Here is a 12,129-nt window from a genome sequence, read left to right as displayed (position 1 = left end):
AGACCGAGCTGTTCTGGCCGCGGGTGTGGCAGATGGCGTGTCGGCTCGAGGAGATTCCCAAAGCGGGCGACTTCGTCGAGTACGAGATCCTCGACGAGTCGATCATCGTCGTGCGCCTCGACGGTGAAACCGTGCGCGCCTACCACAACGCATGCCGCCATCGCGGGGTAAAAATCGTGGAGGGCAACGGGGCCCGGCGCAGTTTTGTCTGCCCGTTCCACGGCTGGTGCTGGGGACTCAACGGGGACAACACATATCTGCCGCGCTCGGAGGTGTTCGCCGAGCACAACGTCTGCCCCGAGGACCTGCGCCTGGTGCCGGTCAGATGCGAGCTGTGGGGCGGGTGCGCGTGGATCAACCTCGACGACGGCGCCCCCGCGTTGCGCGACTGCCTGGAACCGTTCGCCTCCATCTACGACGCCTGGAAGGTGGAATCGCTGCGCACCGAGTGGTGGCAATCGTGTCTGCTGCCGGTGAACTGGAAGGTGGCGACCGCGGCGTTCATGGAGGGCTATCACGTCCCGCAGACCCATCCCCAGCTGTTACCTACCTCCGGCAACGGCTCGTCGCCGGGACGGAACCTGATCCAAACCAACCTGTACTTCATGCGGACCCTCGGTGAAGGCATGGGCGGCATGACACACGAAAACGACATCCGCATCGCCGAGGGACTGCAGAACATCGAGCTACCGGCCGACCCGAGCGCGGCGATGGCCACCTGGCGCACCACCCTCAACGACGCGGTGGTCGCGTGGCATCGGGCCCGCGGCTGCGACATGCCCGACCTGAACGAACTCGACCGGCGCGGCACTACCGACGCGATCGGGTTCTGCTTCCCGCACTATTTCCTGTTGCCTACCTACAGCAGCGCGTCGTCGTACCGGATCCGTCCGCTCGGCCCCGAGCAGACGCTGTTCGAGATCTGGTCGCTCACCCGGATCCCCCCGGACCGGGTAACCGGAAAGCCGACGCCGCCCGAGCCTTGGGCGCCCGACGACCCGCGTTGGCCACCGATTCCCGCCCAGGACTTCTCCAATCTGCCACGACAGCAAAAGGGGCTGCGCTCGCGCGGGTTCGAATACATGAGGCTCTCCGATCAGATCGAAGGGCTGATCTCGAACTTCGAGCGGGTCATCGACGGTTTCTTGGCCGGCCTGCCGTACGACACGCTGGTGCCCGCAATCCAGAAGACCAACACCACGATCGATGTGCCGGTCGCCGATCTGGAGCTGCGATGAACGGCCGTTGGGATGAGTCCGTCGACTTGCTCATTGCGGGAAGCGGCGGGGGAGGAATGGTCGCCGCGCTCGCGGCGCTCGACTCCGGACTGCAGCCGTTGATCGTGGAGAAGCAGGCTCTGGTCGGTGGGTCGACGGGGCTTTCGGGCGGCATCGTGTGGCTGCCCAACAATCCGTTGATGCGCGCCGAGGGCATCGCTGACTCGCATCAGGACGGGCTTGCCTACCTTGCTGACGTGGTGGGGGACATCGGCGCAGCCTCGTCGCCGGAGCGACGAGAAATGTTCCTTACCGCGGGCTATGAGATGATGAATTTCCTGCTGCGCAAGGGTATCCGCCTCGAGCGGTGCGCAGGCTGGAGCGATTACTACCCGAACCACAAGGGCGGCAACGAGGTCGGCCGCGCGGTCGAGGGAGTCCCGTTCGATGCCGCCGGGCTGAGGCAGTGGCGGGACAAAGTTCAGCCGCCGCTGGCCCGCAACTACGGGTTCGTGGTCAAGACGAACGAGTTGCGTTCGGTGCAGTACTTCAACCGTGCACCGCGTGCGTTCGCCGTAGCGTCGCGGGTGTTCGTGCGCACTACGGCGGCGCGGGTCCGGCGCCGCACGATCCTGACCAACGGCGCATCGCTGATAGCGCAAATGCTCAAGGTGCTGATGGATCTCTGCGACGGCGAGCCGCCGGTGTGGACCAACGCCGCGATGGACGATCTCGTCGTCGAGGCCGGTCGGGTGGTCGGCGCGCGCGTGGTCCACGACGGCTCACCGCTGAACATCGCGGCTCGAAGGGGAGTTCTGTTGGCTGCCGGCGGTTTCGGCCACAATGCCGATATGCGGCGCCGCTACAGCGGCGACCAGCCCAACGAGGCGAAGTGGTCGATCGCCAACGTCGGCGACACCGGCGAGGTGCTGCAGACCGCGATGCGTCTCGGCGCGAAAACCGACCTGTTGGACGAAGCCTGGTGGCTGCCTTCGGTTTTCATCGCCGACGGCGGTACTGTGGCCGGGTCGCTCGGTGTGGGGCGGCAGCGGCCGGGCGCCATCTATGTCGACTCGACCGGCCGGCGGTTCTGCAACGAGTCGAACTCCTACGTCGAAGTCGGCAAGGCGATGTACGCCAACAAGGCGGTGCCATGCTGGATGATTTTCGATGACGGTTACGTGCGCCGGTATGTGGCGGGCGCCAACCCGCTGAAGCGTCGCCTGCCTGCGCAGCTGATCGAACGCGGCCACGTCAAACGCGGCAACACCATAGCCGAGCTGGCGCGCGAAATTGACGTGCCCGCAGACGGTTTGGCACATACCATCGAGCGGTTCAACCGGTTCGCGGTCAAGGGTCTCGATCCCGACTTCGGCCGTGGCCAGTCGGCGTACAACGACTGCCTGGGCGATCCCGGGTATCGGCCGAACCGGGCGATCGGCCCGCTCGACCGGGCGCCATACTACGCGACCAAGGTCTATCCGGCCGACGTCGGCACCTGCGGGGGTGTGATCACTGACGAGCACGCACAGGTTCTCGACGAGCACGACCGGGTGATCGACGGTCTTTATGCGACCGGTAACACCACCGCGACAGTGATGGGCCGAACGTATCCCGGCGCGGGTGCGAGCATCGCCGCCTCGATGGTGTTCGGCTACGTCGCCGCCCGCCACGCCGCCGGGCGCAGGGTCGCCGGCGAGATGAGCCGCTGACCGGGCGTGCACTCTCCGGGCGTGACGCTATCGTCACGCTCGAGCCCGAATGTGACTGCAGCGTCACGTTGGCGGGGTGTTGGGTTCGCTGCGATCGATGAAGTCGCGGGGCTTCAGACCTGACTGCAGCAGCTCGGCTCGCCGCGCTTGAACATCTGACGCCGCGCCGACCATATTGGTCAGGATGTGGCTGACCTGGAGGTGGACGCGCATGCCCATCAACTCCCAGGCTCGCTTCACGTTGTTCTTCACCGCCATCAACGTCGTCAACGGGATCTGGGCGATCCGGCGCGCCATGTCCTCGACGGCGTCCTCGAGCTCGTCGCGCGGCACCACCTTGTTGAGAAGACCCCAGTCAAGTGCTTCCTGAGCAGACAGCGTGGGCGCCAACAAAAGCCAGTCCATTACGCGATGCCAGTTCATCATCAGCCACGGCTCGATCATCGTGTGCCCGCCGGGCTCGCCGAGGCTTTGGGCAAGCGGCATCTGGAAATACGCGTCCTCGGACGCCACGCAGAAGTCGGTCAACAGGCCCAGATAGATTCCACCGCCCATACAGTAGCCATGAATCTGCGAGATCGTTGGCTTGGGGAACTCCCACAGATACAACGTCGGCCACAAAAAAAGATCAGCGGTGCCCTTGTACAGCTCCTCGAAGGTGGTGCCGAACTCCGGATACGGGTTCTCGTCGGGGCCCCAGCGAGCCACATGACCGCCGCAGAAGCCGTTGCCATTGGCCTTGAGGATCACGACTTTGATCTCGCCGTCGCGGTCGGCGTCGTGCAGACACTCGTCGACTTCCCGCACCAGCGTTGAGTCCTTGGTGTTGGCCTTGTCAGGCCGGTTGAGAACGATCCGGGCAATCGGCGGATCGTGTTGATAGATGACCGCGTTGAGGATGCGCTGCTCCATGTCGTGACCCTACGGTGGTGATGAGCAGACGCAAAAGCCCCTCATTTCGGCCCGAAATGGGGGCTTTTTCGTCTGCTCGCCGGTGCTAGGCGCTGACCTGTTTCGCCGGTGTCGACACCTTCATCAGCTTCATCAGGTTGCCGCCCATGATCTTTTCGACGTCTTCCTGATCCAGGCCCGTGAGCTCGTCGACGAAGCTCAGCGGGTCAGCCAGACCTTCGGGGTGTGGCCAGTCGGAGCCGAACACCACCCGGTCGGAGCCGACCATCTTGACGACCTCGACGAAGTTGTCCTCCCAGAACGGGCTGATGTAGATGCACCGCTTGAACGTCTCGATCGGGTTCTCGGCGAACGCATTCGGCATCTTCTTGTATACCCCTTTGAGGCTCTTGAACAAATGCGGTACCCACTCGGCACCATTCTCGATCGACAGGATCCGCAGCTCCGGATTGCGCGACAACGCGCCGTGGCAGATCAACGCGCCCATTGCGTCCTCGATCGGGCGGTGGCCCATCACCAGCGTCCGGAAGGCGGTCGGCTTGAACGGCAGGAACTCATCACCGGGCTCCCACACGTTCGCGAATTCTGTGTAGCCGCTGTCGGAGGCGTGCATCGACACCGGGATGCCGGCCTTGACGCAGGCCTGCCAGAACGGGTCGAACTCCTCGAACCCAAACGAGCGGGTGCCGCGGTAGCCGGGCACCGGCGCCGGGCGGACCAACACGGTGCGCGCACCGCGCTCCAGGCACCACTCGAGTTCTTCCAGCGCGCGCTCGACGATGGGCAGGGTGATCACCGGGGTGGCGAAGATGCGTTCCTTGTAGTTGAACGACCACGTCTCGTACATCCACTGGTTCAGTGCGTGGATGACGTCGTGCGTCATTTCCGGGTCGTCCTTCATCCGCTCTTCGACCAAGCTGGCCAGCGTGGGGAACATCAGCGCGTAGTCGACGCCGAGCTCGTCCATGACCTCCAGCCGGGGCCCGGGCTCGCGGAAAGCGGGAATGGCCTTCATCGGCTCACCCATGATTTCCCGGTAGCTCTTGCCGCCGCTGCCGTGCCGGAAGTATTCCTCCTGGGCGCCCGGCCGGGCCACCACCTCGAAGGTGGGGTTGGGGATGTACTCGCTGATGTGGCCGCGCACCACGATCTTGGTGCGACCGCGGACCTGCACGTAGTCGATGACGTGCTTGCGGTTGTCCGGCAGAAACTTGGTCAGCGCCTCCTGGGTTTCGTACATGTGGTTGTCGGCGTCGAACACCGGAAAGGGCAGCTCGCGGGACGGCATAGCGACCTCCTTTTGTTGGGTCTAGTTCATGGGGCTGATCTGGTAATGACGTTACCACGCTATGCGGCGAGAGGTAATAGGCCTCCGAATTTTCAGCGTGGTTCCCTGTCGTCGCGTTCGACGACGGCAAAGTTCACGGTGGCGGTTGCGGCGAGTTCGTCGTCGACGCTGCGTAAGATGTCGACCTGCGTGACGATCGATCGCCGGCCGGCTCGGAGCACCCGGGGGACAGCTCGAGCAAACCCCTCCCGGACTGGTCGCAGGTAGCGCACAAACAAATCAGCGGTGGTCAGGCTGGCACCCGCCGGCAGATACCGAAGCCCGAGCTGTCCGCCGGCGACGTCGGCCAGTGTCGCGATCAGGCCGCCCTGCAGCGCACCCGAGGTGTTCACCACCTGGGGGCTGACCGGTATCTCCACCGCGTCGTCGTGGTGGGCGACGTCCCGCAGGCCGACCTTGGCGAAGAGCTCGGACAGCGACGACGGCGCCACGTCGGTATCGCCTTGACCTGCGCCGAGAGCGCGCATGCAGAAGTCGTACAACTGGCCGGCGTCGATCGGGGTGCCGTTCAATTCGGCGCCGAGCCAGTGCAGCCTAAGCGCGCCCAGCAATGTCTGCATGACGATGGCGGCAGCGGCTCCGACGTCCAGCCCGGGTCGAAACACCCCTTCGGTGATGCCGCGGTCCACGATGTCGCGGATGAGTTTGTGCAGCGGGGAGACCACTCGGGCGTAGTCGCGGGGCCGGGTCTCGGCCAGCTGCTGGTTGTACAAGGTCAATGCCCGGTTGAGGCTGTCCTGGGTGCTCGACTCGGGTTGCGCACTGATGCGGTCGACCACCAGCTTCAGCGCAGCGCAGCTGTCCATTCCGGCGATTTCGGCGCGCCATGTCTGCGCCGTTTGAGCCATGGTTCGGTCGAACAGCGCGAGGAGCAATTCGTCCTTGCTGCTGAAGTGCTGGTAGAAAGCGCGCAGCGATGTCTTGGCGCGCGCGACGACTTCTTGCACGGTGAAGTCGGTGCGCCCGGTTTCGCCCAGGATCGCGACCGCTGTCTTGATGAAGCGGTCGCCGCGGGTGGTTTCGACTTCGTCGTCCGGGGCGGCCATGGGCGTTTCTCCTCATTCTGGTCCGCGTCTGACGGTGCTTTGAGAATGAGGTTACCGCTTGCTCGCCGTTTTGGCGCACGTGAATGGCCGAACTAGGAAAGCGCCAGTTATCCGCCACGCTGTCGGATCATCGCCGAGCGGTTGATCTTGGTTGCCGCTGTGCGAGGGATCTGCTCGACGAACTCGACCGTTTTGGGGACCTTGTAGGGCGCGAGCCGGCTTTTCGCGTACGCGATCACCTGCTGATCGGTCAGCCGTGTGGCACCCGGGGCGCGTTGCACCACAGCGTGGACGCGGCGTCCCCACTCCGGGTCAGCGAGTCCGATGACAACCACGTCGGCGATGTCGGGGTGCTCGGCGAGTGCACACTCCACCTCTGCCGGAAAGACGTTGGCGCCGCCGGTGATGATCATGTCGGCGCGACGGTCGGCGATATAGAGATAACCGTCAGCGTCCACGTGGCCGATATCGCCGGCGGAACGAAATCCGTCCGGAGTCGACGGCAGGGGCGGCGCCCCGCCCAGATAGCGGTACCCGGCACTCATCGGCGCGCGCAGGTAGATTTCGCCTTGTTCGCCGGGGCCAAGCTCGCTGCCCTGTTCGTCGAGGATCCGAATCTCGGTGCCCCGGAAGCCGCGGCCGACGCTGCCGGGATGGGCCAGCCATTCGTCGCCGCGCAACGCGGTGAGCCCCAGATTCTCCGTCATCCCGTAGGCCATCAGGACCTGTTCGGGGCTCAGCAATTCGAACCAGGTGCGCAGCAGCGCCGGCGGGATCACGGCGGCACCCTGCAGAATCCAGGCCACGCTGGAGAAATCGCGCTGGCGGATGTCTGGTAGCGCGGCGATCCGCGCCAACATCGTCGGCGTGGCAGTGAAGTTGGTGACCCGGTACCGTTCGATCGAATCGACAACCCTTGCGGCATCGAACTTTTCCAGCACCACCAGGCGGTCACAGCCCAGCAGGTTGTTGAGCGGAGCAAAGCCGTTGGTGTGATACATCGGCCCCGGCACCAGAATCGTTTGGGGTTGTGGCACCGGCATCCAGTGCGCCATGAACGGGACGCTGTGTTCGGGTGTCCACAGCGCCTGCGCCAGGTTAAGGATCACTTTGGGCACGCCGGTCGAGCCGCTGCTGCAGATCCCGTTGACCATGGGGGACAACACATCCGGTAGCGGGCTGCCGGACTCCTGTGCCGCCCGCGACGCCAGCGCCGAGCGGTGCTGGTCGTCGAGGACGACGACGGGGTCGATCACCTTGAGCACCCGGGATCGCTCCCAGTCAGGCAGATCCCAGCGCATCGGGACGGGAACAGCGCCGATCTTCCAGCATCCCAGCGCCGCCAAAACCAGCTGCTCGCAATTCGGAATAGCAAGCGCGACAAGCGCACCGGATTCCGCTCCCGCCGCGGCCAGTGCGCGGCCCCATTGATTGGCGCGAGCGTCGAGCTCGCCGAAAGTCATGGCCTGTGCAGTGCCGTCGGGCGCCACCGTGACCAGAGCCCGCGCGTCGCCCAGTTGCTCGGCGAGCTGCTGCAGCCGGGTCCCGAACGGAATTCCGCCGTCTGCCTGACCGGGGGCCACCCCGGCGGCGATGGGCCCGACACTCATGCCGTGGCCACCGGTTGGCCGAACAGCGTTTCGAGCCGCCCGTCGCGCACGCCCGGTATCAGGCGTAGGGCGAGTTCCTCGGCGCTGGCGGGCAGCCGGATCAGTGGCTGGGTGTGTCGGTCGATGACGCTGATGTCGGACTCGTCGCAGAAACCCAACGCGCCGAGCAACTGATGCGACGTGCGCAGCACCTGGCGTGCGGTGTCAACGGCTTTGAGTCGAAGAACCAGCGTGTCCGCCGAAAACACTTCCGGCGGTGCGGATTGCGATCGCCACACGGTGTACTTGGCGAGTTCTTCAAGCCCGCGTACCGGGACTGCCGCGTCCGCGACCGCGAACCGGACGGCCTGGAAGTCCGCCAGCGGCTTTCCGAACTGTATCCGGGCGTTGACGTGCTCGGTGACGATCTGCAGTGACCGCTGCACTGCGCCCAGAATCCGCCACGAGCCCAGCATCAGGTGCACGTCGACGTCGGCGTGCGGCACCGTCCCATCAGGTGCACTCAATGTGGCCGCCACCAGGAACGGCCCCAACTTGGCATCCGTCCGCGACGAGAGCTGCGGACGGTGCCGGGTGCCGTCGAGGTCGGCGGCGACCCACTCGCCCGGCAGATCGCCGTGGTCGATGCGCGGCGCGGTGGGATTCACCAGAGCCAGCCGGGCGGCGTCGATCGAAAGCAGTTCCTCGACAATCGGATAGGGCAGTGCGGTGGCCCCGGCGGCCTGACACAGCACCGCGGCGGCGAGCAGGTCATCCGATGAAGTGCGGACATCGAGATCGAACGCGCCGAGGTCGAGCAGCGCGCGCCGAGCCTGGTGGCGGACATCGTCGTCGCTCTCAGCCCGCAATGCCGCCTGCGGTCCGCCGAGTCGGGCCAACCGCTTGGCCGCGGCGGCGGCGAAGTCGGAGATGTCTTCCGGTAGAGCGGTATTCACCGGTGTGCCCCCAAGATGTCGCGTGCCACCAGCATTTTCTGCACTTCGATGGTTCCCGACGCCACGGTGGCCGCTTGCGCGTAGCGCCAGTGGTCTTCGACCGCCCCGTGCAGCGGTGCCGAGTAGCCGCTGTCCAGCGCAACCGGACCTAGCACATCGAACAACAACTCGGCGACCTGCTGGTCGCAGGTGGTGGCCGCGATGCGGGCCGCGCTGGCCGCCGCGCCCGCTGAGGGGTCGTCCTGCAGGGACACCGCTCGGTAGGCCAGCAGTCGGGCGACCCGCAGGTCGACCAAGGCCCGCACCCAGCGGCTGCGTATCGTTTCGGGTAAGGCGTCCCATTCGTCGCCAAGCTCGGTGCGCATCCGGTCCAGCAGCGACTCACACCGCGCGTAGCGGGCGATGCCGACGCGCTCGAAGGCCAGCGCTTCGCGCATGACCCGCCAGCCATCGCCCACCTCACCGAGGACGTCGTCGGGATAGGCCTGCACTCCGTCGAGGAACACCTCGTTGAGGTGATGTGGGCCCAGCATCGACCGGATCGGTCGCACGGTGATCCCGCGGCGGTCCATGGGAATGAGAAACAGTGTGAGCCGCTGCGATTTCGGCGCGTCGGGGTCGGTGCACGCGGCCAGCACACACCACGAGGCCATCTGCGCATACGACGTCCACACTTTCTGACCCGTGATGCGCCACCCGTCCCCGTCGGGCACAGCGCGGGTGCGCAACGACGCCAGGTCGGTTCCGGCTTCCGGTTCGGAAAACCCTTGGCACCAAATCACTTCGCCGGCGGCAATCGCCGATAGGTGGCGGGCCTTCTGCTCGGCTGTGCCGTAGCGCATCACCGCCGGTCCGACCCAGTTGATGCCCATGTACTGCGCGCCACGCGGTTCGTGGTGGGCCCACATCTCTTCGCGCAGCACGGTCTGCTGCCAGATCGAACCTCCTCCGCCGCCGTGCTCTTTCGGCCAGGCCAGTGCGAGAAGGCCTTCGGAAGCCAGGAGTTTGCAGAAGGACTCGGTGGTGGCGAGGTCTTGCGGATCGTCGGTGCAGGCGCCCAGGAAGCCTTCGGGGATATGGGTAGCGATCAAATGCCGCACGCGCTTTCGCAGTTCGCCGGCGTCGGCGCCGAGGTCGTAGTCCATCGTCGTCATCCCTTCGGCAGTCCGAGCAGCCGCTCACCGATGATATTGCGCTGGATCTCCGACGTGCCGCCGTAGATGGTCGCGGCCAGCGCATCCTGACGTTCGAACAGCAGGTCCGGATCAGCGCTTGATTGCGGGCCCGCAGCGGTGGCGCTGAGTTCCCAAACACGTTGCAAGGTCACAGATCCCAGCAGCTTGAGGATGTCCACTTCCGGGCTCGGCCGGCCGGCGAGTTCGTTGTTCAGCGCCCGGTACCCGGTAGCCCGCAACGCTTCGGCGTCGGCGAGCAGCGAACCCAGCTCGGCGAAGATGTCCTCGCTGTCGGTGCCGCGGATCGATTCGAGTCCGCGCTGGATTTCCACCCAGTTCATGATCCAGATCATCTGGCGTTCGTGGTGAAGCGACGACAACGCGACCTGCCAGCCTCCGTCCAACGGCCCCAAGAGGTTGGTCACCGGCACCTCGACGTCGTCGAGGAACATCTCGCAGAAGGTCTCGTCGGAGACCGACGCCATCCGGATCGGGTTGATGCTTACCCCAGCTGATTCAAGGTCGAGGATCAGACACGAGATACCACGGTGTTTCGGTGCGGCCGGATCGGTGCGGGCATAGAGCGTGCACCACTGCGAGAGATGTGCCTGCGTCGTCCAGATCTTGCGGCCGTTGACCCGGAACACGTCACCGTCACGCGCGGCGCGGGTGCGTAAGCCGGCGAAGTCCGAGCCGGCTTCAGGCTCCGACATTCCCAATGCCCACCACTCGTCGCCGCGTAGCAGCGGCACCAGCAGGCGGTCGATCTGCTCGGGTGTGCCGAACTGGCGAATCGCGGGCGCGGCGACATTGGGGCCGGCGATGTTGGGCAGTTTGGGTGCCGAGCGCAGGGCCGCCTCGAGCCGGATCTCCATCGCCGCCCGCAAGTCGAGCGACCGCCCTCCGTGCTCGCGCGGCCACGTCGGCTGCAGCCAGCCGGCATCGAAGGCTGCGCGCTGATAGTCGCGCCGCAGTGTGAGATCCCAACGGTATTGGCTATACCGCTCCTTATAATCGCGCGGCAAGAACTCGGTCAGCCAGGCAGCGAACTCGGCGACCACTTCCGACGTTTCAGTCGTTGTCACTCTGTGCCCCGGGCGAATTGGCTCCCCACCGCGTGGTAAAGCGCACGACTGTCGCCCAGCGCCGCCGCGCGCTGCCAGGCATGCCGTAGGTAGAGGTGGATGTCGTGCTCCCAGGTTTGGGCGGTGGCGCCGTGCACCTGAACCGCGGTGCGCGCACACCCGAGTGCCGCGTCGCCTGCGGCCGCCTTGGCCAGCGCCGCGGCGGTCCAGCCATTGGCCGGTGTGGTCCCTGGATCGTCGAGGCGAGCGGCCGCCGCATAGGTCAGGCTGCGGGCGCGCTCCACACTGACGTAGTTCTCGGCCAATGCGTGCTTGACACCTTGAAAGGCGCCGATCGGCTTGCCGAACTGCTGCCGCGACTTCGCATGCTCGACGGAGCGGGCCAGGACAGCGCTGGCCACGCCGACGAGGTCGGCAGCCGCCGCGAGCATCGCTGGCGCCAAGGCAGATTCGACGTCCACCGGGGCGGTCATCAGCGGCACGGTCTCGATCTCGACATCGGCCAGCGGTTGGGCGGGATCGGTGCAATCGGCCGGCTGAGCCCTGATGCCGTCGCTGCCGCGCACGACCGCGACCACCACCCCATCGTCGGCGTCGGCCAAGGTGACAATCAACTCGGCCCGGGAAACATCCGGGACCGCAACAGCACGTCCGCGCAGCCGCCCGCCCTGCAGTGTCATCGGCACACCAGGCAGCCGTTGCCCCGGCGGATGCACGGCGAGCGTGGCCACGGCGCCACCGGCGATTTCACTCAATGGTTCGCCGTGACCGCTCGACCGCAAGACGCCCGCCGCGAGACCGACGCTGCTCAGCAACGGAATGGGAGCAATCGCGGCGCCGCATTCCTCCAGCACCACGACGCGGTCAACGATGCCGAATTCCCCGTCTGGCGTGGCCAGGTCGGTCCAACCCAGGTCGACGACGGTCTTCCACAGCGCGCGCCAGCGTTCCCGATCGGTCATGGCTTGCCGGGCGACATCGGGTGGGCACTCCGTATGCAGAACGTCACGCACGCTGTCGCGCAGCGCGAGTTGCTCGGAATTCAGCCCAACATCCATAAGACCCCTAACATCATAAAAATAGTAAACT

General features: G+C 65.8%; 10 protein-coding genes. 2 read left to right on the top strand and 8 right to left on the bottom strand.

Annotated features, from left to right (window positions below):
• Together ACFE99_RS04320 and ACFE99_RS04315 are read left to right on the top strand one after the other, a co-directional pair.
• A partial coding sequence (locus tag ACFE99_RS04320; RefSeq protein ID WP_375482744.1) for an SRPBCC family protein occupies positions 1–1,238 on the top strand: 1,238 nt, incomplete at its 5' end.
• On the top strand, positions 1,235–2,929 hold the full coding sequence (locus ACFE99_RS04315; RefSeq protein WP_375482742.1) for an FAD-binding protein: 1,695 nt from the start codon (positions 1,235–1,237) through the stop codon (positions 2,927–2,929). The genes ACFE99_RS04320 and ACFE99_RS04315, both read left to right, overlap by 4 nt.
• 63 nt (positions 2,930–2,992) lie before the next feature.
• Here the strand turns inward: ACFE99_RS04315 and ACFE99_RS04310 are convergent, their stop codons facing one another.
• The 8 genes from ACFE99_RS04310 to ACFE99_RS04275 form a co-directional block, all read right to left on the bottom strand.
• Positions 2,993–3,841: an enoyl-CoA hydratase-related protein gene (locus ACFE99_RS04310; protein ID WP_375482740.1), complete on the bottom strand. Its 849-nt coding sequence runs from the start codon at positions 3,839–3,841 to the stop codon at positions 2,993–2,995.
• A gap of 85 nt (positions 3,842–3,926) precedes the next feature.
• Positions 3,927–5,129 (bottom strand): amidohydrolase family protein, encoded by a 1,203-nt coding sequence (locus tag ACFE99_RS04305; protein WP_375482738.1) that lies wholly within the window; start codon positions 5,127–5,129, stop codon positions 3,927–3,929.
• Positions 5,130–5,221: 92 nt separating this feature from the next.
• Positions 5,222–6,235 (bottom strand): hotdog fold thioesterase, encoded by a 1,014-nt coding sequence (locus tag ACFE99_RS04300; RefSeq protein ID WP_375482736.1) that lies wholly within the window; start codon positions 6,233–6,235, stop codon positions 5,222–5,224.
• Positions 6,236–6,342: 107 nt separating this feature from the next.
• Complete coding sequence (locus tag ACFE99_RS04295) at positions 6,343–7,845, bottom strand: class I adenylate-forming enzyme family protein (protein ID WP_375482734.1); 1,503 nt, start codon at positions 7,843–7,845, stop codon at positions 6,343–6,345.
• Positions 7,842–8,780, bottom strand: a complete 939-nt coding sequence (locus tag ACFE99_RS04290; RefSeq protein ID WP_375482732.1) for an acyl-CoA dehydrogenase family protein — start codon at positions 8,778–8,780, stop codon at positions 7,842–7,844. The genes ACFE99_RS04295 and ACFE99_RS04290 overlap by 4 nt, the downstream gene beginning before the upstream one ends.
• Positions 8,777–9,934 (bottom strand): acyl-CoA dehydrogenase family protein, encoded by a 1,158-nt coding sequence (locus ACFE99_RS04285; RefSeq protein ID WP_375482730.1) that lies wholly within the window; start codon positions 9,932–9,934, stop codon positions 8,777–8,779. The genes ACFE99_RS04290 and ACFE99_RS04285 overlap by 4 nt, the downstream gene beginning before the upstream one ends.
• Positions 9,931–11,016, bottom strand: a complete 1,086-nt coding sequence (locus tag ACFE99_RS04280) for an acyl-CoA dehydrogenase family protein (protein WP_375482750.1) — start codon at positions 11,014–11,016, stop codon at positions 9,931–9,933. Before ACFE99_RS04280 ends, ACFE99_RS04285 begins: the two co-directional genes overlap by 4 nt.
• Positions 11,017–11,036: 20 nt before the next feature.
• Complete coding sequence (locus ACFE99_RS04275; RefSeq protein WP_375482728.1) at positions 11,037–12,098, bottom strand: acyl-CoA dehydrogenase family protein; 1,062 nt, start codon at positions 12,096–12,098, stop codon at positions 11,037–11,039.
• Positions 12,099–12,129: the final 31 nt, after the last annotated feature.

The organism is uncultured Mycobacterium sp. (assembly GCF_964249325.1).
In the GTDB taxonomy this organism is placed as follows: Bacteria; Actinomycetota; Actinomycetes; order Mycobacteriales; family Mycobacteriaceae; genus Mycobacterium.
Note: the sequence above shows the minus strand (reverse complement) of the source record. Positions and strands in the feature narration are given on the sequence as shown.

Excerpts from the sequence above, each read along its gene's own strand:
- ACFE99_RS04315 (WP_375482742.1), top strand. The coding sequence starts at position 1,235 with ATGAACGGCCGTTGGGATGAGTCCGTCGACTTGCTCATTGCGGGAAGC.
- ACFE99_RS04310 (WP_375482740.1), bottom strand. The coding sequence starts at position 3,841 with ATGGAGCAGCGCATCCTCAACGCGGTCATCTATCAACACGATCCGCCG.
- ACFE99_RS04305 (WP_375482738.1), bottom strand. The coding sequence starts at position 5,129 with ATGCCGTCCCGCGAGCTGCCCTTTCCGGTGTTCGACGCCGACAACCAC.
- ACFE99_RS04300 (WP_375482736.1), bottom strand. The coding sequence starts at position 6,235 with ATGGCCGCCCCGGACGACGAAGTCGAAACCACCCGCGGCGACCGCTTC.
- ACFE99_RS04295 (WP_375482734.1), bottom strand. The coding sequence starts at position 7,845 with ATGAGTGTCGGGCCCATCGCCGCCGGGGTGGCCCCCGGTCAGGCAGAC.
- ACFE99_RS04285 (WP_375482730.1), bottom strand. The coding sequence starts at position 9,934 with ATGACGACGATGGACTACGACCTCGGCGCCGACGCCGGCGAACTGCGA.
- ACFE99_RS04275 (WP_375482728.1), bottom strand. The coding sequence starts at position 12,098 with ATGGATGTTGGGCTGAATTCCGAGCAACTCGCGCTGCGCGACAGCGTG.